The organism is Alteromonas alvinellae, from assembly GCF_902705805.1.
Genome location: NZ_CACSIH010000125.1, coordinates 56,861 through 80,763, shown reverse-complemented (window position 1 = coordinate 80,763; position 23,903 = coordinate 56,861). Strand labels below are relative to the sequence as shown.

The 23,903-nt window shown below is 44.5% G+C and carries 18 protein-coding genes; 12 read left to right on the top strand and 6 right to left on the bottom strand.

Translation table 11 applies throughout. From position 1 onward, the window contains the following. Positions 1–105: 105 nt before the first annotated feature. The 3 genes from ACX5KA_RS09595 (at position 106) to ACX5KA_RS09585 (ending at position 5,458) form a co-directional block, all read left to right on the top strand. On the top strand, positions 106–1,335 hold the full coding sequence (locus ACX5KA_RS09595) for a DUF4861 family protein (protein ID WP_458730994.1): 1,230 nt from the start codon (positions 106–108) through the stop codon (positions 1,333–1,335). Positions 1,336–1,787: 452 nt separating this feature from the next. After that, positions 1,788–3,644, top strand: coding sequence for an alkaline phosphatase PhoX (locus ACX5KA_RS09590; RefSeq protein ID WP_014949867.1), 1,857 nt, complete (start codon positions 1,788–1,790; stop codon positions 3,642–3,644). A 65-nt stretch (positions 3,645–3,709) separates the two neighbouring features. After that, positions 3,710–5,458, top strand: a complete 1,749-nt coding sequence (locus ACX5KA_RS09585; protein ID WP_458730983.1) for a hypothetical protein — start codon at positions 3,710–3,712, stop codon at positions 5,456–5,458. Between the two features lie 117 nt (positions 5,459–5,575). Here the strand turns inward: ACX5KA_RS09585 and ACX5KA_RS09580 are convergent, their stop codons facing one another. After that, positions 5,576–6,559: a glycosyltransferase family 2 protein gene (locus ACX5KA_RS09580; protein WP_458730982.1), complete on the bottom strand. Its 984-nt coding sequence runs from the start codon at positions 6,557–6,559 to the stop codon at positions 5,576–5,578. A gap of 555 nt (positions 6,560–7,114) precedes the next feature. Between ACX5KA_RS09580 and ACX5KA_RS09575 the strand changes: the two genes are divergently transcribed. Beyond that, on the top strand, positions 7,115–7,663 hold the full coding sequence (locus tag ACX5KA_RS09575) for a hypothetical protein (RefSeq protein WP_458730981.1): 549 nt from the start codon (positions 7,115–7,117) through the stop codon (positions 7,661–7,663). 17 nt (positions 7,664–7,680) lie between these two features. Here ACX5KA_RS09575 and ACX5KA_RS09570 read toward each other — a convergent pair whose 3' ends face one another. Continuing rightward, complete coding sequence (locus ACX5KA_RS09570; RefSeq protein ID WP_458730980.1) at positions 7,681–8,664, bottom strand: endonuclease/exonuclease/phosphatase family protein; 984 nt, start codon at positions 8,662–8,664, stop codon at positions 7,681–7,683. A 398-nt stretch (positions 8,665–9,062) separates the two neighbouring features. Here ACX5KA_RS09570 and ACX5KA_RS09565 point away from each other — a divergent pair, with 398 nt between their 5' ends. Together ACX5KA_RS09565 and ACX5KA_RS09560 are read left to right on the top strand one after the other, a co-directional pair. Further along, positions 9,063–9,671: a BON domain-containing protein gene (locus tag ACX5KA_RS09565; RefSeq protein ID WP_014976823.1), complete on the top strand. Its 609-nt coding sequence runs from the start codon at positions 9,063–9,065 to the stop codon at positions 9,669–9,671. A gap of 612 nt (positions 9,672–10,283) precedes the next feature. Further along, positions 10,284–10,661, top strand: a complete 378-nt coding sequence (locus ACX5KA_RS09560) for a hypothetical protein (RefSeq protein WP_039216567.1) — start codon at positions 10,284–10,286, stop codon at positions 10,659–10,661. Positions 10,662–10,790: 129 nt separating this feature from the next. Here the strand turns inward: ACX5KA_RS09560 and pyk are convergent, their stop codons facing one another. Beyond that, positions 10,791–12,227: a pyruvate kinase gene (pyk, locus tag ACX5KA_RS09555; protein ID WP_039216566.1), complete on the bottom strand. Its 1,437-nt coding sequence runs from the start codon at positions 12,225–12,227 to the stop codon at positions 10,791–10,793. A gap of 238 nt (positions 12,228–12,465) precedes the next feature. Further along, the gene (locus ACX5KA_RS09550) at positions 12,466–13,317 is read right to left on the bottom strand and encodes a MurR/RpiR family transcriptional regulator (RefSeq protein WP_015067467.1); all 852 of its coding nucleotides are present in this window, start codon (positions 13,315–13,317) and stop codon (positions 12,466–12,468) included. A gap of 284 nt (positions 13,318–13,601) precedes the next feature. Between ACX5KA_RS09550 and zwf the strand changes: the two genes are divergently transcribed. Genes zwf through ACX5KA_RS09525 form a run of 5 tightly spaced genes read left to right on the top strand, consistent with a single transcriptional unit; the run spans position 13,602 to position 19,226 of the window. After that, positions 13,602–15,095 carry a glucose-6-phosphate dehydrogenase gene (gene zwf, locus ACX5KA_RS09545; RefSeq protein WP_458730979.1) on the top strand — a complete coding sequence of 498 codons (1,494 nt, stop codon included), beginning with the start codon at positions 13,602–13,604 and terminating at the stop codon, positions 15,093–15,095. Position 15,096: 1 nt separating this feature from the next. Next, a complete protein-coding gene (pgl, locus tag ACX5KA_RS09540) occupies positions 15,097–15,789 on the top strand; it encodes a 6-phosphogluconolactonase (RefSeq protein ID WP_458730978.1) in 693 nt (230 codons plus the stop codon). A gap of 9 nt (positions 15,790–15,798) precedes the next feature. Then, entirely contained in the window at positions 15,799–17,625 is a 1,827-nt protein-coding gene (gene edd, locus ACX5KA_RS09535; RefSeq protein ID WP_458730977.1) for a phosphogluconate dehydratase, read from the top strand. After that, the gene (locus ACX5KA_RS09530) at positions 17,625–18,578 is read left to right on the top strand and encodes a glucokinase (protein ID WP_171338497.1); all 954 of its coding nucleotides are present in this window, start codon (positions 17,625–17,627) and stop codon (positions 18,576–18,578) included. The genes edd and ACX5KA_RS09530 overlap by 1 nt, the downstream gene beginning before the upstream one ends. A gap of 3 nt (positions 18,579–18,581) precedes the next feature. After that, a complete protein-coding gene (locus ACX5KA_RS09525; protein WP_458730976.1) occupies positions 18,582–19,226 on the top strand; it encodes a bifunctional 4-hydroxy-2-oxoglutarate aldolase/2-dehydro-3-deoxy-phosphogluconate aldolase in 645 nt (214 codons plus the stop codon). A 121-nt stretch (positions 19,227–19,347) separates the two neighbouring features. Here ACX5KA_RS09525 and ACX5KA_RS09520 read toward each other — a convergent pair whose 3' ends face one another. Both ACX5KA_RS09520 and gap read right to left on the bottom strand, forming a co-directional pair. Then, on the bottom strand, positions 19,348–20,199 hold the full coding sequence (locus ACX5KA_RS09520) for a D-hexose-6-phosphate mutarotase (RefSeq protein WP_458730975.1): 852 nt from the start codon (positions 20,197–20,199) through the stop codon (positions 19,348–19,350). 172 nt (positions 20,200–20,371) lie between these two features. Beyond that, positions 20,372–21,367, bottom strand: coding sequence for a type I glyceraldehyde-3-phosphate dehydrogenase (gap, locus tag ACX5KA_RS09515; protein ID WP_458730974.1), 996 nt, complete (start codon positions 21,365–21,367; stop codon positions 20,372–20,374). A gap of 237 nt (positions 21,368–21,604) precedes the next feature. Here gap and malQ point away from each other — a divergent pair, with 237 nt between their 5' ends. Continuing rightward, positions 21,605–23,803, top strand: a complete 2,199-nt coding sequence (gene malQ, locus ACX5KA_RS09510) for a 4-alpha-glucanotransferase (protein ID WP_458730973.1) — start codon at positions 21,605–21,607, stop codon at positions 23,801–23,803. Positions 23,804–23,903 lie beyond the last annotated feature (100 nt).

Below are 23,903 nucleotides of genomic sequence, written 5' to 3'. Positions count from 1 at the left end.
AACAAAATTTAAAATAATTGCCACCGGTGGCATTTGTCAATATATTGTTTATAAATATCGTTAATTAGTTAAATGCGTTAACAACCGATGGAGAGCATAAAAGTGATGAAATTTAGTAAGATAGGTCTAATTTTGGTGCCATTATTGGCAAGTTGCTCACAAGGGGATATAAATTCGGCTTTGTCTGTTAAGGTGAAAAATTCGGCAGACGGTGGTAGCGGCGATCAAATTTTTGAAGTATCTCTGCTCCCGCAATATTCGGGGTGGAAGTTAAAGCAATATCCGTCAGAATGGATTGAGAATAGCGAAGGGCAAGCGGTGTTACTAGGTGCAGCATCCATTGCGCCAGGAAGTAGTGCGTCATTAGAACTTATGCCACCTGAGCAAGCTACGAATGTTAACCTCCACGATCGGGCGCACGCTGAACTTTCCGTAAGAACAGGAGGAGAGTGGCAAGACGCAGTATATAGCGCTGAGGGTTTTTCTTTTGAAGAAGTTACCTCATTCACATCGCCTCCGCAATTGACCGATCATTCTTACTTTTTGCGTTACGAAGGACCAGGCTGGGAGTCTGATCAAATGGGCTATCGCCTTTATCTTGATTGGCGTAACGCTATTGATGTCTTTGTTAAAGCGAACGACAGTGTAGTATTACCTGAGGTGGGGCAAGACGGCTACGATAGCTATCATAATTTATCTTCGTGGGGTGGAGACGCGCTTAAAGTTGGTAAATCGTTGGGCGTGGGTGCGCTAGGTCGATTAACAGAACAAGAAACCCAAGACTCCTCAACGCAGACAGTTATGCATTTTCAGCATGTAGAGAATACGCAATACCAATTGGTATCGAACTCTCAGTTGCGGGCTGAGTTCGAGGTTGGCTACGAAGGGTGGTCATCGTCTGATGCGAAAGCGGACAGCATCGACGTTACCACGCACTATCGAATTGATGCGTTTGACCCCACAACCCACATCAGCGTTTCTGTATCAGAGCCATCGGATAATATTGTCGCAGGTCTAGTGGCGCATGATGGAATGCAGGTGATTAAAGCCGAGCGTGGTGAGTGGGGCGTTGTAGCGACTTGGGGAACGCAAAGTATCTTGGCAGATAATGACAACTTAGGGTTGGCCGTTGTTTATCGGTTAGATCAGGTCGAAAAGGTATTCGAGGGTGAACATGACCACCTTGTATTGTTCAAACCTTTAACCACTTTAGACTATAAAATTCTCGCGGTTTGGCCTAAGCGCAGCAGCGATGTACAAACTGCAAAGCAGTTCGAAGATTATCTGGTTAATAAATTAAAGACGTATAATCACCCTCTTACCGTCTTAAACTAAGTATTACTTAGCGACCGGGCTAGCGGGCCGTAGCGAAATGCGTAGCCCGTTAGCTTATATTATGTCTTTCTCTAATTGCCTTCTCCAACTACCCTCTTTTTCCATTTTTAGCCCATCCAACTTTCAAGCAGTTATGTCCTGTCGTGTTCACGGGCACAAAGCTCTGACCAGTATTGTGAAACAAATAATTCATAAACTGACTGAGTGGTTCAGGTTTTCTTGATTGAGCATTCAATAATCCCAATGTTTACAGCGCCTTCGTAAATTTTCTCATTTGTTTTATTCGTTTTTTCAGACCCTTGTGTCAATAAAGCTTCATTTTGGTGTCAATTCACTGTCACCGGAATGTCACAAATGTCCTCCAGACTTTCGCCCGCTAAGACCGTTTACTGAGGTGAGTCTTCTGCTTACCTCCACTCAACATCGAAAACAAGTATAAGCAAGGAACTATAATGAAAAGCGAAACTCTTCGTGGAATTAAGTATTCAGCGATAGCACTGGCTGTAACACTAGGGATGACTGCCTGTTCACTGGAAGGTGACGATGGCGAAGACGGTGTACAAGGCCCTGTAGGTGAGCAAGGCCCAGTAGGAGATCAAGGCCCGGTAGGCGACCAAGGTCCTCAAGGTGATAGTGCAGGTACGCTAACACGTATCGCTACGGTTCCACTTGGTGCAGAAGTGACCGGTATATTCTTAACAGACGAAGGCGATTTATTTTTTAACGTTCAGCACCCGTCTGGCACTAATGCGGCGACAACCAGTGTAAATGCAATGCCTATCAACACCGGTACAGTGGGCGTGCTTGCAGGTGCTAACTTCAACAATCTGCCAGTAACATTACCAAATTCACCTGTACCAAGCTCAGATGAAGAAAAAGAGCTGGTGGTTTCTGCCATTGGTCAATATCAAGTACTCGGACAAACGGGCGACACTTTCGGTACTGACCTACCAGAAGGCTTAGGTCACATCTACACGTTGGATGGCGAAGAGTTAGTTCTTGAAAATGACATGCCTGATTTTAACGGCTTCATCTCAACCGCCGAAGGCGAAGGTTACCTTTTCTCGAACTGGGAAGAGCTTCCTGGCGGTATGAGCCGCATGAAAGTGGAAAAAGACGAGTTCGGTATGTGGGAAGTAACTGAAGCCATGATGCTGGATTTCTCGCCAGTATGGGGAACGGCGGCAAACTGCTTTGGTTCAATGTCACCTTGGGGTACACCGCTTACTTCAGAAGAGTGGGTGGTTGATTCGGCGGTGGATACGACAACATCACCAAGCTGGAATAACCCAGAGGCCGTTTCTACAGATGCGCGCTTAGGTCGTATGTGGCAAATGACGGCGCCAGATGCGCCAAACCCTTACAACTATGGCTACATTGCGGAAGTAACAGAACCGTTGGCTGATGAGCCGGTTATTGTTAAGCATTTTGCCATGGGCCGTTATGAGCACGAAAACTCAACGGTCATGCCTGACGGCAAAACGGTTTACCTTTCTCAAGATGATACGGGTGGCGTACTGTTTAAGTTTGTCGCAGACACAGCTGAAGACTTATCGGCAGGTACACTTTACGGCGCTAAGCTCACTCAGGATGCAGGTCAGAATGATCCTGCGACTACTGGTTTTGCGGTTGAATGGGTGGAATTAGCTAGCGGTGATAACCTGACTATTCGCGCGTGGATTGATGAATACAATGGTATTGGTACCGACGACTACGTAGATGGACAAAGCTCTTACATTACTATGGCCGACGTTCAAGCGTGGGCTGATGGCGATGCGACCTATCCAACGGTAGAGGAAGGGGGCTCTAGCGTAACAGCAGGACAGCCAATGGATAACCGCGTAGCGTTCTTAGAGAGTCGTGCGGCGGCCCGTCTCAAAGGGGCTACCGCAGAGTGGAGAAAACTGGAAGGTATCTCAATCAACCAGAAACGCGCAAAGGAAGCGGTCGAAGGTGTAGATACTATCGAAGGTGAAGTGGTACAGAATGCATACCTTTACATCGGCATCGCTGATATCGACAACACAATGATTGACGGTGAAGGCGATATGCAGCTTTCAGCCCGCGTTAAAGACTGTGGTGGCGTTTATCGTGCCAAGCTTGAAGAAGGCTATAACATCTCTCGTATTGAACCTGTGGTGATGGGCGGTACATACCGTTCAAGCCTAACTGGCGCCGAGCGTTGTGACGTTGAACAGCTTTCTCAACCAGATAACGTAGTGGTGATGAACGACGGCCGTATTCTTATCGGAGAAGACGGTTTCCAAGAAAACAATACGCTTTGGATGTATGAGCCAGCAGATAAGTAAGTTTTCTTTTTAATTTAAAAATACTCCGGGCACTTATGTGCCCGGATTTTTCTGTTGTGACGATTATGAAAATGTTAAAAATAACTTCAGGTGTAGGCATTCTACTTTCACTACTTATCAGTGCAGGATGCACTGATAACACGGGTACTGACGTGAACAATCAGTCAAACTATGAGCAAAACTCAACAAGCTTTACAGTTGACACGCAACTGCCTCCTTCTACTCACGAAAAGGCCGACAGCACACACGCTTATCCTTATCAAGAAGGCGATGCTATTCCCGCTCTGGCATATATTGAACACGATGAAGTGTATAACCCTGAATCGGTTATTCCTCCCCAGTGTTACACCAAAACAGAAGGTGTTAACAACCCATGTTATGCATGCCACCAAAGTTACGATTCAATGGAAAAGCGTCCTAATCAAATGGGCGATGGCACGTTACAGGGCAACTACGAATTTTCTGACGTAGGGTTAACAAACAGCTGGAAAAACCTGTTTATTGACCGTACATCACTAATTGCGGGCATTGATGATGCCACGATTAAAAAATATATAGCGCAAGACAACTATACCGCTTCGCTTAACAATGACGCCATGCCAGACTACATGCGTATTGAAAACTTGAGCGCTGCTGACAAGGCATTTGATGGCGACGGTTTTGCTAAAGATGGCAGTGGATGGGTGTCGTATAATTACAAGCCTTTCCCAAGTACTTTTTGGCCGACTAACGGGTCAACTGGCGATGCTATGATAAGGCTTCCTGAAAGCTTTCAAAGGCTAAAAGGCAAGTATAACAAGGCTATCTATACATTGAACCTAAGCTTGGTTGAAATGGCACTTAAAGATCTGGATAAGTTAACTGCGGCGCCGGTCAACGAATTAGCGTTGAACCTTGACGTAAACCAAGACGGAAAACTTACCAATTCAGTGACTGAAATCGCTCGTTTGTCACATTATGTTGGCGACGCAAGCGATGTTCCGCTAGCGCACATGCTTTACCCCGAAGGTACAGAATTCTTACATACCGTGCGCTACATTGGCGTGGATGAAAACGGGAATATTTATAACGCGCCGCGTATGAAGGAAGTGCGCTACATGAAAAAGCATATGTTCAGAAGCAGAGAAAGCTTAGCGTCTGCCTATTATGCGGAAGCAAAAGATAAGCATTTTGAAAAGCTGCCCCAAACCCGCTACTTAGGTGAAAAAGGGATAGACAACGGCTTTGGCTGGACAATTAATGGCTTCATTGAAAATGAGCAGGGCGAACTTCGCGCACAGCACGATCAAGAGCTTGCGTTTTGTAACGGCTGTCACAAAACAGTAGGGTCAACCTTTGACCAAACATTTTCATTCGCACGGAAAGTTCCCGGACAAGCAGGGTGGGGCTATATAGACCTGCGTGAAATTGAAGATGTGCCAAATATCAACGAGGAAAAAGGCGAGTTCCTTACTTATATGGAGCGCGTGGGCGGTGGCGATGAGTTCCGTCAAAACGGAGAAATGCTGGCCAAATGGTTTGATGAAAAAGGCATGCTCAAGGTGGAAGACGTGCAACGCGCCAAGTCAGTGTACGACATCATTACTCCTTCACCAGAGCGCGCGTATGCGTTGAACAAAGCGTATTTGACCATAGTGAAAGAGCAAAGCTATTTGTTCGGTCGCGATGCAACGCTAACTAAAGCGACTAATGTGTTAAGCACTATTGATGCCGAACAGCCACCGCTTAAGCCTGAACATCGTTTCAAGTGGGATATGCGACTTAACTGGCAACAAGAAAAGCCAAGCGCCATTGCAGAAGCGCGTCAACAGTAACCAGTAGTAGATGCCTTCAGGCGCAAAGTTTGATATTTAACAATTACTGCGCTCGCGAGCTTTCTATTGCTCGCGAGCATCTAATTCGTGTGCTTTTTTGCCATAATGCAAGATCGCTTAAGCTGAAGTGCTCAGAAGACCAGATTCTTTCTCTGGGGAATGAAAAGATGTGAACGCGATATTGTTCTGAGCGTTCGTTACCATTGGCTTCTCGGCCGGAGCTCCTGGTGTGTCTTCCTCTACCTGCTGGGGGAGGTGCTTGATTTTAATGCCGTTTTGCTTGAAGTCAGCATTAATAAAACCTTGGTCTGCATACGCGTTCAATACATTAACACATGGGTAAAATCCCCACTTCGAGTGAAAACGCTGCGCATTATGAACAAAGTCTAAAAGGTGATTTATCGGGCATTGATAATTAGGGCGGTGTGGTGCAAATGTTCGCGTGGGCAATTGCTCTAACGAAAACCCTAATGCTCTACAGTTAGTGAAGAAATCTTCGTCGTTTAGTCCGAAACCCGCGTAGCCTTCATCGAAGCCGCCGGTTTTCTGAAAGTCTGCCTTACGAATAAAAAACACTGTAGAACAAATACTATCGTCACTAAACTTTCCATGATTAATTTCCTGATCTCTAGAAGGTATTTCGTTATTGTCGTCTTCGGGTAACGTGTCGTCATTACTTGCTAAATAACCGATTTCTTTTTCATTTTTTGAAATTTGTCGGTAGGGCTTACAACAGCGCTCGTTGGGTAAAAACACCACTGATGTGAACACTACGGTGTTGTCACGAAGCGCAAGCAAGCCATCTCTAAAAAGCGATGGGGCAATAACTGCGTCTACGTTTAGGTAAGCTAAATTCGCGTGCCTGGCCGCTGACATACCCTTGTTGCGCGCTTTCGCTATCGGAAGAGCATCTTGAGTCACAAACTTGTGAACAATGTCGAATTTGTCACTGCTTACAAGTGACAAATCAGAAGGAGGTGCCATCCAAACAATAACTAGCTCATCTGGCGTTGGAGAGCATTGCTCTAACTGAGTAATCAAATTGGTCAGCTTCTCAGTTCTGCTCTTAACAATAGTTACTGCACTTATCGGTGAACGCATACTCTTCCTCCCTTTCTAATTTGTTGAACCTGTAATAACGACGAAATGAAACGTTGAACGTTATACTTTCGTAGAAGCAAAGAGCGTTCCTGTTTTGTAATTCATTGATTATAAAGCAAAGGTTTTATTTTGAAGTTCTGTGTTCGAGATTTTTCAGCAATGGTTGGGCGCCAAGGCAAGCAAGAGGTGCAAAGGAAGAGAAAAATTTACAAACGAATGTATGGAGGCCAACCGCAGTTTTTTATGTTAATTTTTGGTGGTTTGTTCTAATTTGCAGATTAACCTGACGTTTCTTTTCATAAGTCTTGTTTTACTGTGCATCTAGCGCGTAATTGCTTTGCCGTTCCCACATATTTTGATATGCTTGGTTAGTAGGTTAAACATTACAATTCAATAGTTTAAATATTCCTACAAATATTGCTTAACACGTTTTCTTTCGAGTAGAACTAATCTCATGTTATTGATTTTTACTCACTCAGAGTGTAGGTAAATCTTCAGCCTTACTTGTAACGTATTAATTTCTGAATTTCGTATTTTTTCTGGTGGACAAAGGCTGTGGAATCACAATCGTCTGTATTCATTCGACATTATGACAAACAATCATTAAAGGTGGTTGATGTTATATCTGGTATCTCACCAAATGCTATGCGCAGAGTATTTGGCGGCTGGATATTTTTCGCTGCTGTTGTCGGCGTTATTGTAAGTGTAGCACCAGATTTGAGCGCTCAATTTATCGGTTTAACGCTTTTCGTTCTTGTTGCTTTTACACTCGTAATGTTTGGACAGAGCAGAATAACGGAAGGCTGGCCAGCTATAATTTGTGACAACAACTACATCGGCGTGGTGAGGGACCCTGTTAAGAGAGAGTATATTTGTGTGAACTCTGCTCTGGTCAAAGAAGCTAACCCCACATTAATAAAACCCAATAAAAAAGCGGTTGAGATTGTGTTAGATAGCGAACAACTATCGGCAGAAGATCATGAGGTGCTTAACCAAGCGGTTTGGCCTCGGGACAACAAGCTAATAGGGCTAGCTCACTTTAAAAAGCGTGAGGAGGCGTGTGATAGCCTCATGTGGTGTGTCAAACACCGTAGCTCTCATTAAAGTTAAAGTCTTGAATATTAATCCTTGTCCGTGATTAGCGCTAGTTCGGTATAAAGCGGGTAGTGGTCTGAGCCTATGCTCTCAAGCTTCTCTATATTGACCAATGCAAAATGTTCCGAGTGAAATACGTGGTCTAACGGCCATTTCACTAAAGGGTATTTCGCGTGAAATGTATTGAAAAAACCGCGCCCCTCTCGTGGGTCTAAAAGTCCGCTTATTTTCTTGAACTTTCTGGTAGTAGGTGACCAAGCCACATCGTTAAGATCGCCAGCGACGACAATAGGGCCCTCTGTCTTAGCTATTTCTTCCCCCACAACCGTAAGTTCTACGTCTCTGGGCTTCGCATAGGTGTTTTCTGTTGGGCTTGGTGGTTTTGGGTGAAGAAAATATAGCGTGATATCTTGTCCGTGGTGATTGATTTTGACTTTCATAGACGGAACATCATCTTCAATTAAAAATCGCAATGAGACCTCTTCAAAGGGAAGCTTGCTGTATAGATGCATACCGTAGAGGTTTTCGAGTGGGCAAAATTTACGATACGGGTATTCAGACTCAATTTCACTGATGCCTTTCTGCCACTTCTCATTAGATTCCAACGTTACGAGAAAATCAGGTTGCTTATTTCGTACATGTTCAATGAGCTTGCGAAAATCGTCATTAGGCATATACACATTGCTTGATAAAACACTTAGCTTTGGGCTTGCGCTTTCAACCTCTACGTGCCTAACTTCTCTTTTATAAAGAGGGGTATAAGGAATGATCCAGATAACTTGATAAATAAGGCTTACTGTTAATCCCGCGACAATAATTATTGCTAGGATGTCAATCTGTGAGTAATAAGTTAATTCAAAAATATGCCCAGCAATTAGCAAAGAAATGATAGCTGCTATTTGTAGTCGCGGAAATTCCCACACTCTTACTAACCAATGAGAAGAAGGAAGCAAAGGGGCCCAGCTTACGGCTATAAATAAGACTGAAACAGCAGTAAGTGCAGTATCCATGTCTAGTTGGTCCTTGAGTCTAATTAACGAAGGCGCTTCACCTGCTACCTTGGTCTGCAAGATTAAATTGATAACTATAGCCAGTGAAGCGATACGAATCGTTATAACTACGGCTGCTTTGTGAAATAAGTTTAACCTAGGTATCACTGCAACAAGGTGGCGGGCAACGGCGAAGAGTTATTTCCTAGTACAATTAAGAGGTGCTTTTTTAAGTGACGTTGACGAGTTTTGGGCATTAACAAAGTTAAGTAAAAAGTTCTCAAACAAAGGCAAAGTTTGCAAAACAAAACTCACTTAACTAGCCCTGGAACTGAATATTTACGATATAAAACAATATCTTATTTTTTTGGCAAGGAATTGGCATGACTATCTACGAGTTTCGACAAAGGAGAAATGTTATGAAACGTTCACTTATTTCTATGATTGTTGCTACAACTTTGACTACAGCTGCATATGCAGGTGACATGGACACAGACAGCACAAGCAATAAATGGGAGAAAGGTGCCAAAGACGCATGGATTGATGGCAAAGCAGAAGCAACGCTGTTGTTCAATGGTAACCTTGATTCATTCGACATTAACACTGACGTTAAAAACGGTAATGTCGTTCTTACTGGAAAGGTTGAGAACTCTGTTGATAAAAAGCTAGCGGAAGAGCTAGTAGCGAATATTGACGGTGTAACGTCTGTAGACAACAAGCTAACGGTTGTCTCTGACAAAGATATGGAAGGCGACATGTCAGATGACATGGAAGATACTGTTGACGAAGGCACAAGCGAGTTAACTGACGCCAAAATCGCCACAGTAATCAAAACTCGTCTTCTTATGGATACCGATATTTCAGGTTTCGACATCGATGTTGACGTAGAAAACGGTGTAGTAACACTGACTGGCGACGTTGATTCTGATGCTGAGCGCGACCTAGCTGTAGAAATTGCTAAGAATGCTTCTGATGTCAAGGATGTTGAAAGCAACCTTCGCGTAGTTACTGAAACCGCAATGAACTAATGGTTTCTTTACTCGACTTAATGAAAAAGGGGCATTCGCCCCTTTTTTCTTGCCTAACGAAAATAAGGTAGGCCGGTCATTACATCGACATAGTGCCGGCGTAGTCCATGGTGTAACGGAAACGTCAAATAACGAGAAGGCAAAAGGCATTATTTTTATTTTAGACATTTAAACTTCTACATAGACAATCGCTTAGCAATGCAACTCATACTTATGACTATGCACACGGCAATATTTAGCGCAATAAATGAACTTTTTGGTAACACCGAAGAGGCACTAAACACTATATTCTTTATCTGCTGTTTACTTGAGGCCGTTTCGCTAACTTTTGTACGGAAGGGCTTTGATTACGCCTAAAGGAAAGACACGGAAAATTTCTCTTAAAGTGTGTAGAAAATTCTTTCAATACATTTCGTAGTAGCAGTCTTGTTTCATATCTTACTGAAATACAAAGAAATATATTGTGGTATAGAAGCTGCAAAATCAAATTACACATAGTAATTAAAATTAGCGCGCTGACTGGCATACACTAACTTTTCAGCGCCAAGATCATTTACCAAATAAGTTGTTCTTCAGAATATGAGCAGTTCACAATTGGTCAAGGAGTGAGGCATGAACGTTTTAAAGTGGGTTTATTCAGCTATAGTTGTTTCAGTTGTAATAGCATTAATTGGTTTGTTCGGGCAGGGTAAGCTTTCAATTAGCCAAGCAACAGCTGATGACGCTGAACGCACAGTTCACGCAGATATCGTCAAAGTTGAACAGACATTATCACTTGTAGAGTTTGATCTATCCAAAAAGGCGCATCTGCTTAGAAAAACACGCTTAGATTTTTATGTTAAGCAGGCAAAACAAGCTGATTTAAGAGGCTGGAAATTTAAACGTGACGAGTTTGTTGAGCGCGCTGAGAACATCCTTAGCCACCATCTTTCTCAATATGCGAACGATATCGCTCAAGAGACAGAGAGCTATACCGCACAGGCAATTTAGCCCAAACATCATTATTGAAAATGCCCTTTACATTTTGAGAACGTAAGGGGCATTTTTGACTTTCATATCCACACAAATTTCAGGCAAAAAAACGAAGCTTTAAGCTTCGCTTTAATGTTGTTTTCGTTGCTATTCGACTTCTACGATTTTAAGGGTATTAGTTGCGCCTACTTTTTCCATTTCATCGCCATAAGTCAGAATGATACTGTCTCCGCTTTTCACTAAGCCTTTTTCTTTGAGTGATGCAATGACATCGTACTTCAATTTGCCAGGTTCACTGTTAGATGAGTCGAAGAAAACCGGCTTAACGCCACGGCAAAGTGCCATTGTATTTAGCGTTGATTCGTGACGAGACATCGCAATAATTGGCAGAGCTGTAGTGATGCGTGACATCAATGTTGGCGTAGTTCCGCTTTCAGTTAAACCTACAATCGCTTTAACGCTTGGCAAGTGGTTTGCAGCGTATACAGCAGAGAGGGCAATTGATTCGCTAGTAGATGAAAACTGCTGGTCCATGCGGTGCTTAGAGATTTTAACGCTTGGATGGGTTTCTGCACCTTCACACACTCGGGCCATAGCAGCAACCGTTTCGATAGGGAAGTTACCCGCGGCAGTTTCAGCAGAAAGCATAACCGCGTCAGTTCCATCAAGTACGGCGTTCGCAACGTCCATTACTTCTGCACGCGTTGGCATGGGGCTATCAATCATCGACTCCATCATTTGAGTCGCAGTAATAACCACTTTATTCAGTTGACGAGAGCGGGCGATAAGCTTTTTCTGAACGCCAACAAGTTCTGCGTCTCCAATTTCAACACCTAAATCACCACGGGCTACCATAACGGCGTCTGATGCTGTAATGATGTCGTCCATGGCTTCATCAGAAGCTACCGTTTCAGCACGTTCAACCTTCGCACAAATTTTTGCGTAGCAACCTGCTGCTTCAGCAAGTTCTCGTGCATAATTCAGGTCTGCACCGCTTCGAGGAAATGAGACCGCAAGGTAATCAACACCAATCTTTGCCGCGGTTTTGATGTCTTCTTTATCTTTGTCGGTAAGCGCGTCAGCAGAAAGCCCACCGCCTTGACGGTTTATGCCTTTATTGTTTGAAAGTTTACCACCTACGGTGACCTCAGTAAGCACCTTGCGACCTTCAACGCCCGTTACGCGAAGCTGAATACGGCCGTCATCAAGAAGAAGAATGTCGCCTGCAGATACATCATCAGGAAGCGCTTTGTAATCAATACCTACCTGGTTAACATTGCCTTCATCGCGGCCAAGCTCTGCGTCTAGGATAAACTTAGCGCCTACGTCTAGGTGAACAGCACCTTCTGAAAAACGAGCGACACGAATTTTAGGACCTTGAAGATCGCCTAAGATAGCTACGTATTTACCTAAGTTCTTTGCAGCCTGACGAACGCGCTTGGCACGCTCGATATGATCTTCAGCCTGCCCGTGAGAAAAGTTCATACGCACTGTATTCGCGCCTGCCGCTATTAGCGCCTGGATTTTTTCAAGTGAGTCTGTTGCAGGTCCTAGGGTGGCAAGAATTTTCGTTCTTCTGGTCATGTGATTCCGTCGCTGTTTCTAAGTTAGAAAAGACAAAGAGTGTTAGGTATTCCACAATGGGATAATACCTGTAATCGCTTTACGTAATTTTATTACAGAATAATAGTTGAATTTGACAATAATGTGAATGAAATAAACAAAAACGCCCAACTGGCTCGACCAGTTAGGCGTTCTTCTGGATTCATTAGCCGTTCATTGCTACGGCAATAAATGCGACTATGATCAATGTAATGGCAATTTAATCGCCGCGCTTTTCGTATCGTGAACCCCGGAGTGTGTCTTTAACACGCTTAAGGTTTTCTCTGAACTTATTACCACGGCGCAACGTGAATCCAGTAGCAAGCACGTCAATGAGGGTAAGCTGCGCAATGCGAGACGCCATAGGCATATACATATCAGTATCTTCTGGTACTTCCAACGACAAAACGTAGCTGCACTCTTGAGCCAATGGGCTGTCCGCCGACGTAATACCAACAACTGTGGCATCGTTCATTCGGGCGATCTGTGCTATCTCAACAAGACTCTTTGTACGACCGGTATGACTTATAAGTACTACTACATCTCCCGCCGAACAATTCATACAGCTCATACGCTGCATCAGTATATCTTCAAAGTACACAACGGGAACGTTGAATCGAAAGAACTTATTCAGCGCATCGTGAGCAACAGATGCTGAAGCCCCCAGGCCGAAAAACGAAATTTTCTGAGCCTGAGTCAGCAGGTCAACTACACGATTAACAACATTGACGTTGACCGATTGACGGGCAACTTCAAGCGAGGCCATAGTCGACTCAAAAATCTTATTCGTGTATTCATCCGGACTGTCATTTTCATCAACGTGTCGGTTAACGTACGGCGTGCCATTTGCCAAACTTTGCGCTAAATGGAGTTTAAAGTCTGGAAAGCCTTTCGTATCGAGCCTTCGACAGAATCGGTTAACCGTAGGCTCACTAACATCCGACATCTTAGCTAGGGTTGCTATACTCGAATGAATGGCTGTTTGTGGATTAGCCAAAATGACTTCAGCCACCTTTTTCTCAGATTTGCTGAATGCCGCTTGATTTTGTGTGATTTTTTCTAAAATGTTCATACAGATATAGCAATTAGTTAGCACAATTTATTGTAAGGTACACCTGTAATAGTACCCAATGTGACGTCTGTGACAAGAAAAATGTAATTTTTTGACAAATTTTGTTGTTTTTCACAGGGTAAATAAGGGTAAACTGAGGGAAATGGTAAAGATTCAGATCCTATGGTTGGTTCAAGTTGTAATTTTACTACATTTGGTGTTAACTATACGGTAAAAATAGTCGTTAGTGTTGTAAACAATTTTATAATACGCTGCGAGCATATACATTTATAAGGTCGACGAATATGGTATTGGATAATTCCTACGAGCCCTGTGATTTTGTACTTTTTGGTACGCTGGGAGATCTTTCACGACGCAAGTTATTGCCTTCTTTATATCAGTTAGAAAAAGCTAACTTGATGCACCCAGACACTACTATCGTTGGTGTGGCGCGTCAGGAAATGGAGCTTGAAGCATATATTGAAGAAGTTCACGCCAACCTTATTAAGTTTGGAGAAAAGAACTTATGTGAAGAAACTTGGGAACGCATGAAAGCGCGTTTGCATTACGCATGCGTAGACATGAAAGATGTGGAAAGTTACTGCGTTTTAGACGACCACGTTGACCCAACTCGCACCATGGTGTGTTACTTAGCAACGCCGCCAGCCATCTACGGCGATATTTGTCGCGGCCTACATAGCTGCAAAATTATCGACTCAAGTGTTCGTGTAGTGCTTGAAAAGCCAATCGGTCACGATTTGGAATCGTCGAAAGTTATCAATGAACAAGTTGCTGAATACTTTGACGAAAAACAGATTTACCGCATTGACCACTACCTAGGTAAAGAAACGGTACTTAACTTAGTATCGCTTCGTTTTGCCAACTCTATTTTTGCAACAAACTGGGATCACAACTGTATTGACCATGTACAAATTTCAGTTGCAGAGTCAGTAGGTATCGAAGGGCGATGGGGCTATTTCGATGACGCGGGACAAATGCGTGACATGGTGCAAAATCACTTGTTACAAATCCTGAGCTTGGTTGCAATGGAGCCACCAACAACGTTAGATGCCGACAGCATTCGTGATGAAAAGCTTAAAGTACTTAAAGCGCTTCGCCCTATCAATTCATTTAACATTAACGAAAGCACGGTACGCGGTCAGTACACGTCTGGTTTTGTTAAAGGTGAAGAAGTACCTGGTTACCTTGAAGAGGAAGGTGCCAATACACAGAGTAAAACTGAAACCTTTATTGCAATAAAAGCTGAAATTGACAACTGGCGTTGGGCCGGCGTGCCATTTTACCTGCGCACAGGCAAGCGTATGCCGACTAAGGTGAGTGAAGTTGTTATTTACTTCAAGCGTCAGCCACACAACTTGTTCGGTGACAGCTTCAAGAATCTCCCACCTAACAAGCTCGTTATTCGTCTACAGCCGGACGAAGGTGTAGAAATCACCGTAATGAATAAAGTACCTGGCTTAACCAGCTCAGGCTCTATGGATCTACAAAAATCCAAGCTAAACCTAAGCTTCTCAGAAGCGTTTGCCGATGAGCGTATTCCTGACGCATACGAAAAACTTCTTCTTGAAGTGATGTTGGGTAATCAGGCGCTATTCGTTCGTCGTGACGAAATTGAGCAAGCTTGGACGTGGGTTGACTCAATTCTTGAAGCGTGGAAGCAATCGAGCGAGCCGCCAGAACCTTATCAAGCAGGTACGTGGGGGCCGGTAGACTCTATAGGTCTTCTTGCTCGCGAAAATCGCAGCTGGTACGAAAGCAAAACAGGGAAGAAAAAGTAATATGGCGTTAACAACTCTATCATTTGAAACACCTGATGCGCTGACTGATGCATTTGCGCAAGACTTAGTCAGCATTTTAAAAACAGGTATTAAAACTCGCGGTCGAGCTTCGCTTGTCGTTAGTGGTGGTCGTACACCGCTGGCGCTTTTTAAACAACTAAGTGAAACCGAACTCGAGTGGGATAAGGTTGATATCACCCTTGCCGACGAGCGCTGGGTTGAAGAGGGCCACGAGGCCAGCAACACCAGCTTAGTCAAAAATAATCTAATTCAAAATAAAGCCGCAGCAGCTCGTTTTATCGAATTGAAAAGCGATGCTGATGATGCAAACGAAGGCGTAAATGCCGCAGAGTCAAATCTGGCTAGCATGTCACAACCTTTTGATGCATTGATTCTTGGAATGGGGGAAGATGGTCACACAGCATCGCTTTTCCCTTGCTCTGAGCAAGTACTTGAAGGCTTAGATATGAGCAGCGGCAGAACCTGCATTGCTGTTCAACCTACAACAGCACCTCATCAACGTATTTCATTAACGCTACCAGCGTTACTCAATAGTCGAAATATCTTTTTGCATTTAACAGGCGAGAAGAAAAAGCAAGTACTGCTAGATGCTATTGAAAATGCCACCGAAGCGCAAAAGCCCATCACCGCCGTAGTTAACCGCGCGCCGGTTACTTTGATGTGGGCGCCATAGGAGACAAACATGAATCCAAAAATTGCTGAAGTTACGCAACGAATTATCGAGCGTAGTAAAGAAACGCGTAAGGCGTATCTAGAAAAAATTGAGAGTGCACGACGTCAAGGACCACACCGTGGTGTGTTGTCTTGCGGCAACTTAGCGCATGGCTTTGCGGCCTGTGGAACGAGTGAAAAAGCCGACCTTCGTTCGATGACCAAGGCTAATGTCGCTATAGTATCTGCTTATAACGATATGCTTTCAGCTCACCAGCCTTACGAGACGTATCCTGCGCTTATTAAAGAAGCTGTGAAAGAAGTTGGCAGTGTTGCACAGTTTGCTGGTGGTGTTCCTGCTATGTGCGATGGCGTTACGCAAGGCCAGTCTGGCATGGACTTAAGCCTTATGAGTCGTGATAATATCGCTCAGGGTGCAGCTATCGCGCTTTCGCATAACATGTTTGATAGCACGCTGATGTTAGGTATTTGCGATAAGATCGTGCCTGGACTGCTAATGGGCGCACTTACATTTGGTCACCTGCCAACTGTTTTTGTTCCCGCGGGTCCAATGCCATCTGGCTTACCGAATAAAGAAAAAGCGCGCGTTCGCCAAGAATTCGCTGAAGGTAAGGTTGGTCGCGACGCACTGCTAGAAGCTGAGTCTCAGTCTTATCATTCTGCTGGTACTTGTACTTTCTACGGTACAGCAAACTCAAACCAACTTGTGGTTGAGATGATGGGCTTGCATTTACCGGGCTCTTCGTTTGTTAACCCAGGTACGCCACTGCGTGATGCGCTTACAAAAGCCGCCGCGGTTCAAGCAACTCGTCTAACTGACCTTGGCGACAACTACACGCCAATTGGTCACATTGTAGATGCTAAAGCCATTGTGAATGGCCTTGTAGGTCTTCTGGCAACGGGAGGGTCTACAAACCACACCATGCACCTTATCGCGGTTGCGCGCGCTGCTGGTTACATTGTTAACTGGGATGATTTCTCAGATATCTCAAATGCAGTTCCGCTACTTACCCGTATTTATCCTAACGGTTCAGCAGACATTAACCACTTTGTTGCAGCAGGTGGTATGTCATTGCTAATTAGACAGTTGCTTGATGCGGGTCTACTACATAACGACGTTAAGACTATTTGTGGTGAAGGCTTAGACTTCTACACCAAAGAGCCTGTGCTTAAAGACGGCGAATTAGAATGGCGAGACGGCCCAACTGAATCCCTTGATAAAGAAGTGCTAGCAAGTGTTGACGCACCGTTTAAGCCAGATGGTGGTTTGAGTGTACTTGACGGCAATCTTGGTCGTGGCGTTATTAAAACCTCAGCACTTCGTACGCCTCACTGTAATATCAAAGCACCAGCGGTTGTGTTTGAAGACCAGTTTGAACTGGATGACGCGTTTAAGTCTGGCAAGCTAGATAAAGACTGTATTGTTGTTGTTCGCTTCCAAGGTCCATCTGCCATTGGAATGCCAGAGCTTCACCGCTTAACGCCGCCGCTAGGTGTACTGCAAGACCGTGGATTTAAAGTAGCCCTAGTTACTGACGGTCGTATGTCTGGTGCATCGGGTAAGGTGCCTGCTGCTATCCACGTGACGCCAGAAGCATATAAGGGTGGACTACTTGCAAAAGTGCAAGAAGGCGACATCATTGAACTTAATACCGAAACCGGTGCGCTTACCCTGCATGTTGATGAGGAAACACTAGCTGCACGTGAAGCAGCGCCAGCGAACTTAGCCAAGCATCACGTTGGAATGGGACGTGAAATGTTTGCGGGTATGCGTGCCATTCTTACTGGTGCAGAAGAGGGTGCATGTTCACTGTTTTACACGCAGGAGCAAGCATAATGAGCCAGAAGTTTGTGGCTGATGTTGGCGGTACCAACATTCGTGTTGCAAGGGTAACCGAGTCAGGTGTAGCCGACATCAAAAAATATATGTGTAATGATTTCGCCAGCATCGACCTTGCTATTGCACAATACTTTAGCGACATGCCGGAATACAGCTTTTCGCAAGGTTGTATTGCAATTGCATGTCCAGTATTGGGCGATCAAGTTGAGATGACGAATCACAGCTGGGCATTTTCTCAAAATGCACTTCGCTCTCAGCTTAAACTAGACGCGTTGTTCGTTATCAATGACTTCACTGCCGTAGCGCACTCTTTGCCTGTATTGGGCGAAGAGCAAGTGGTACAAATTGGCGAAGGCACTGCGAAAGAAAATGGCAATATCGCTGTTTTTGGGCCTGGTACAGGATTGGGTGTTGAGCATATTACAATGACCTCAACGGGCTGGCAGACGCTGGACGGTGAAGGTGGTCATGTAGACTTTGCACCGGTAGATGAAACCGATGTTGTGGTTTGGCGCCATCTTCAATCTACCTTAGGTCGCGCTTCTGCTGAAGAAGTGATGTCTGGTCGTGGTCTGCACAACATCTACACTGCGCTAGCCAATCACGCTTCTTCGCCAGTTGTATTTACTGAGCCTGCACAAATTACAGAAGCAGCGCTGAATGGAACCTGTGAGTTAGCCGAAGCAACACTTACACAGTTCTGCCGAATTATGGGTAGCTTTGCAGGTAATCTTGCGCTGAACATGGCGACTACTGGCGGCATCTTTATAGGCGGCGGTATCGCAAACCGTTTCCCTGAATTTATTCAAAACAGCGACTTCAGAGCGCGTTTTGAAGCAAAAGGGCAAATGAAGCATTACGTAAAAGACATTCCCACCTATCTTATTGCAGAGCCTGATCACGGGTTATTAGGTGCGGCTGCATATCTGAATCAAAATACAGCGAGCTAAATTATGACATCTAAATGGAAAACCTCTCCAGAGGAAATTTTTGCGGCCGGCCCAGTTGTACCTGTATTGGTTATCAACGATGTAGAAAAAGCCGTTCCTCTAGCAAAAGCGCTTATGGAAGGGGGGATCAAGGTACTAGAAGTGACGTTGCGTACACCTGCAGCAATCGACGTTATTAAGCGCATTGCCGACGAAGTTCCTGATTCTCTAATAGGTGCGGGTACAGTAACCAACGCACAGCAGCTGAAAGCCGTTGTTGAAGCCGGCGCTAAGTTCGCTATTAGCCCGGGCATGACAGCTGATTTGTTGAAAGCGGGTATGGATGCAGAAATTCCATTAATCCCTGGTATTTCTTCAACGTCAGATCTTATGAAGGGTAAAGACGCGGGTTACACCCACATGAAATTCTTCCCAGCTGAAGCCTCGGGTGGCGTTAAAGCCATTAAGTCAATCAGTGGTCCATTCCCTGATGTGACGTTTTGCCCAACGGGTGGCATTGGTCCAAACAACTACAATGACTATTTAGCGCTTAAAAACGTTAAATGTGTAGGTGGTTCGTGGCTTGCCCCTGACGACGCAATTGAATCAGGTGATTGGGCGCGTATTACGCAGCTAGCAAAAGAAGCTGTTGCGGGTGCTAAACAGTAATTTGCTGAACCTTTAAATAAAAAACCTGCTCATTGGCAGGTTTTTTTATATCTCTTGATAGTGAACTGCGAATGTCTACCTTCCGAAGAGTCAGCAAAATTGCGCGTGCACTTCAAATAATTTACTTCGGAACAATAGTTTGTTTAAGTGTGTGGCTAGCACCGGGGGACAGTGTCTTTCCCTGAGTTAGCGATGTTTCTACGCACAGCATATGCTTATAGCCAAATGGGTCCATGTCTGAAATAGACGCTGCACCTTGCCAAGGGTTCCAAACAACCAGTGAGTCGTTGCCTTGTGATACAACCTGAGTATAAACACTGCCGTCCACTTCAATTTTGGCCGTGTCAATTGGCGCAAGGTGGATGCGGTCTGTTTCACCAGTAATGGTGTAGGGCGAGGGCGTTTCTTTTAACGCCCAAGCGTCAAGTTTGTCTTTATATTGACCTTCAATTCCAGTTATTTTGGTATGTTGAATGTGATCAACGTGGAAATATGTATGTAGCGCACAGTTAAATTCGAATGGTACAACCCCCGTATTTTCTGTAGTTAGCGCGACGTCCATCGTCTCACCAACTGTAATTACCATGGTCACGTTACAATCGTTCTCAAACCCTTCAGCTCGGGTAAAGCTTGGCGAAAGCGTAATCGTTGTTCCGCTTTCTGTATCTTCTGAATGAATTAGTTTCCACACTTGGGTTCTTAAAAAGCCGTGAGAGGGCAGGGAACCTTTTTCCCTCCCGTGGTCGTCGCTAAACCATGGCCAACAAACAGGTATTCCACCGCGAATTGGACGCTCTCCATTTAGATAAGCGTGTGGGCTTACCCATAGCCGCTCTTTGTTATCGCTTTTAGGAACAAAAGACAAAATATGGCCACCAAATAAACTTATACGCGCTGTGGCGAAAGCGTTATCCACATCTAAAAAGGTGAGGCCATTAGACTCGCTAACGGTAACTGAATTCACAGGTGACATAAGTCCTCCTTGGACTGAATACTTAACTTACTAATAGATGACGGGAAAATAGGCATCGCTGGAAACCGTCTTTATATGAGACAACAAAAAAGGTGCAAACATAATGTTTGCACCTTTAGATTAACTCAATTTTAAAACAAATAGTTTAACTATTTGTTTTATATTTTGTTTATTACTTAGAAATGTGAGCCACAAGGTCTAGAACCTTGTTTGAGTAGCCCCATTCGTTGTCGTACCAAGATACTAGCTTAACAAATGTGTCAGTAAGCGCGATACCTGCTGTGGCGTCAAATACCGATGTGCGTGCATCGCCAAGGAAATCGTTAGACACAACCGCATCTTCAGTGTAACCCATGATACCTTTCAGCTCGCCTTCTGAGGCTTCTTTCATCGCTGCGCAAATTTCATCGTAGCTAGCCGGCTTCGCAAGATTTACAGTAAGGTCTACTACTGAAACATTTGGGGTAGGTACACGGAAAGCCATACCAGTTAACTTACCATTAAGCTCAGGGATAACTTTACCTACGGCTTTTGCAGCACCAGTTGACGATGGAATGATGTTTTGACCCGCGCCGCGGCCGCCACGCCAATCTTTCATTGAAGGGCCATCTACCGTTTTTTGAGTCGCAGTAGTCGCGTGAACGGTCGTCATCAGGCCGTCCACGATACCAAATTTATCGTTAAGCACTTTGGCAAGTGGAGCAAGACAGTTAGTTGTGCAAGACGCGTTTGAAACGATAGTTTCGCCAGCGTAGCTTTCTTGGTTAACACCCACTACAAACATTGGCGTGTCGTCTTTAGACGGTGCAGACATTACAACTTTCTTCGCACCAGCTTCAATATGCTTCGCGGCAGTTTCTTTAGTCAGGAATAAACCTGTCGACTCAACAACTACGTCAACGTCTACTTCGTCCCATTTAAGCGCTGCTGGATCCCTTTCAGAAGTAATGCGGATAGTTTTGCCATTTACAACTAGACTATTGTTATCTACTGTAACTTCACCGTCGAATAGACCGTGTGTAGAGTCGTATTTCAAAAGATAAGCAATGTAGTCCGTGTCTAGTAAGTCGTTTATTGCAACAACTTCGATGTCGTTGCGCTCGGCTGCTGCGCGCATTACTAGGCGTCCAATACGGCCAAAACCATTGATACCGATGCGAATTGTCATAACGTACCCCGATTATTTAAATAAAATGAAAATAAATTACGTAAAGTATGGATCAAAATGCCATAATTAGCAAAATAAAAAGCAAAAGTGTTGCAAAATTACGAATTAGCGCTATTGCAATCGTATTCACATATCGCGAAGCCTTTGTTTCTAGAATAATGTTAAAAATTTGTTTGCAGACGCACCTTTAAACCTCTGGCGAGTGCGTTTTTCACCGAATAACAGGAATGACACACCATGACACAACAACTTCTGCAACAACTGGTTGAAATGCGGGGAATAGAAACCCAATACGTCGACGCATGGGGAAAACCAGCAACCATCGCAGAATCAAGTAAAGCAAAACTGCTCAACACACTTGGCTATGACACCAGCAGTGACGAAAAAATTCAGTCGCAAATTACACAAGATATAAAGTCGGTATGGTTGTCGCCGTTAAATCCTGTTCAAGTAGTTCGCAATACCCAAGAAATCAACCTAGCAGTTCGTTTGCCTATCGAGTTAGTAAACGATGACCACACGCTAACGGTTACCTGTGAAAATGGTGACGTGCTCACTCACCAATTTACTCCAGTCGACCAAGAAATGACGACAATGGCGCATATCGACGATGTCGAGTTTCATGAATACGTGTTAACCCTACCTTTGGATTTACCTCTTGGGTACCACGATGTAGCCTTAAGCGCTGACGACGATGAGTTTGCGCGTTCTCGCTTAATTGTGGCACCAGAAGCGTGCTATACACCGAAAGAGATCAGAGAAGGTAAAAAAATATGGGGCTTAAGCGTTCAGCTTTACTGCGTTCGCAGTGAAAAGAACTGGGGAATTGGTGACTTTTCTGATTTAGCTCTTCTTATTGAAAAAGCCGCTGGTGTGGGCGCAGACTTTATCGGGCTTAATCCTATTCACGCGCTTTACCCTGCAAACCCTAATGCGTGCTCGCCTTATGGACCAAGCTCACGTCGCTGGCTTAATTATTTGTATATCGATGTGACAGCCATTGATGGCTTCGAGGATGCATCAGTACAAGCGGTAGTAAGCAGTGATGAGTTTAAAGCTACCTTGGAACATGCACGTAGTGTAGAACATGTAGACTATGAAGCGGTAGCTCATGTGAAATTGGCCGCCCTTAAAGCGGTATTTGATGCCTATGATGCCAAATACCTTCGTAAAAACACCAAACAAAATAAAGCGTTTAAAGCGTTTGTGGAAGCGGGCGGTGAAAGCTTAGATATGTTGGCAGTGTACGATGCCTTGCAATCGCACCTAAAAGCTGAAGGTAAAGACAGCTGGGGGTGGCCGGTATTTCCACAAGAATATAAAGACTATCACAACCCAGCCGTTGCCAAGTTTAAGCGCGCTAACGAACAAGACGTTAAATTCTACTTGTTCTTGCAGTGGATTGCGGCGCAACAGCTTGAACTTGCAAGTAGTAAAGCTACAGATGCGGGTATGACTATTGGGCTTTATCGCGACTTGGCGGTAGGGGTGAGCGAAGGCAGTGCGGAAATTTGGGGTAATAAAGACCTATACTGCACGGGCGCAAGCGTAGGTGCTCCACCGGATATCTTAGGCCCACTAGGCCAGAACTGGGGGTTGCCGCCTATGGACCCTCGTAAGTTGTATGAACAGGGTTATCAACCTATTATTGACTTGTTTGCGTCTAACATGGCGTCGTCGGGTTCACTGCGCATCGATCACGTTATGGCGTTGCTGCGTTTATGGTGGGTAGTGAAAGGTGATAATGCAAAAGATGGTGGTTACGTTTATTACCCTGTAGATGATTTGCTTGGTATTTTAGCGCTAGAAAGTCACCGTAATCAAAGCCTGGTTATTGGTGAAGACTTGGGGACTGTACCAGAAGAAATTCGCAGTAAGCTTGCCGATAATGGCGTGTACTCATACCGCGTATTTTTCTTCGAACAAGCCGAAGACGGTGGTTTCTTCTCACCTAGCCATTATCCTGTTCAGTCTATGTCAACATTGACTACTCACGATATGCCGACGCTAATTGGTTACTGGCACTGTCTAGATTTAGAGTTAGGCAAAGAGATAGGGCTTTACCCAACAGAAGAAATCCTACAAACGCTTTATGCGGATCGTCACGAAAACAAACAGGCGATTTTAGATACTTTGCACGGCCACGGCTCAATTGGCGACAACGTGGGTCACGATGTTAACTATACGGGGATGAATCGTGAATTGAATAACGGTATGCAGGTACACATGGCTGGTGGTTCAAGTGCTCTGTTAAGCCTTCAGTTAGAAGACTGGTTAGAAATGGATAAGCCGGTCAATATTCCGGGCACATTTGACGAGTACCCGAACTGGCGAAGAAAGCTAACCGAGAATATCGAGTCGATGTTCGATAGACATGATATAAATGAGTTAGCGTCTAAACTCACTCACGCCAGAAAGCAAGCAAGTCAAGGTTAATTACTATTATCGAATAAAGGGTAATAGTATGTTGCTTGGGTAACTTAAACGAGTAAGATAGAGTATCAGTACGGTACTAGACAGAGCTTAAATGTGGTCA

Excerpts from the sequence above, each read along its gene's own strand:
- ACX5KA_RS09580 (WP_458730982.1), bottom strand. The coding sequence starts at position 6,559 with ATGCGTTCACCGATAAGTGCAGTAACTATTGTTAAGAGCAGAACTGAG.
- gap (WP_458730974.1), bottom strand. The coding sequence starts at position 21,367 with ATGACAATTCGCATCGGTATCAATGGTTTTGGCCGTATTGGACGCCTA.
- ACX5KA_RS09525 (WP_458730976.1), top strand. The coding sequence starts at position 18,582 with ATGACATCTAAATGGAAAACCTCTCCAGAGGAAATTTTTGCGGCCGGC.
- ACX5KA_RS09585 (WP_458730983.1), top strand. The coding sequence starts at position 3,710 with ATGAAAATGTTAAAAATAACTTCAGGTGTAGGCATTCTACTTTCACTA.
- ACX5KA_RS09590 (WP_014949867.1), top strand. The coding sequence starts at position 1,788 with ATGAAAAGCGAAACTCTTCGTGGAATTAAGTATTCAGCGATAGCACTG.
- ACX5KA_RS09565 (WP_014976823.1), top strand. The coding sequence starts at position 9,063 with ATGAAACGTTCACTTATTTCTATGATTGTTGCTACAACTTTGACTACA.
- pyk (WP_039216566.1), bottom strand. The coding sequence starts at position 12,227 with ATGACCAGAAGAACGAAAATTCTTGCCACCCTAGGACCTGCAACAGAC.
- edd (WP_458730977.1), top strand. The coding sequence starts at position 15,799 with ATGAATCCAAAAATTGCTGAAGTTACGCAACGAATTATCGAGCGTAGT.
- ACX5KA_RS09570 (WP_458730980.1), bottom strand. The coding sequence starts at position 8,664 with ATGGATACTGCACTTACTGCTGTTTCAGTCTTATTTATAGCCGTAAGC.
- ACX5KA_RS09560 (WP_039216567.1), top strand. The coding sequence starts at position 10,284 with ATGAACGTTTTAAAGTGGGTTTATTCAGCTATAGTTGTTTCAGTTGTA.
- malQ (WP_458730973.1), top strand. The coding sequence starts at position 21,605 with ATGACACAACAACTTCTGCAACAACTGGTTGAAATGCGGGGAATAGAA.
- ACX5KA_RS09520 (WP_458730975.1), bottom strand. The coding sequence starts at position 20,199 with ATGTCACCTGTGAATTCAGTTACCGTTAGCGAGTCTAATGGCCTCACC.
- zwf (WP_458730979.1), top strand. The coding sequence starts at position 13,602 with ATGGTATTGGATAATTCCTACGAGCCCTGTGATTTTGTACTTTTTGGT.
- pgl (WP_458730978.1), top strand. The coding sequence starts at position 15,097 with ATGGCGTTAACAACTCTATCATTTGAAACACCTGATGCGCTGACTGAT.
- ACX5KA_RS09595 (WP_458730994.1), top strand. The coding sequence starts at position 106 with ATGAAATTTAGTAAGATAGGTCTAATTTTGGTGCCATTATTGGCAAGT.
- ACX5KA_RS09550 (WP_015067467.1), bottom strand. The coding sequence starts at position 13,317 with ATGAACATTTTAGAAAAAATCACACAAAATCAAGCGGCATTCAGCAAA.
- ACX5KA_RS09530 (WP_171338497.1), top strand. The coding sequence starts at position 17,625 with ATGAGCCAGAAGTTTGTGGCTGATGTTGGCGGTACCAACATTCGTGTT.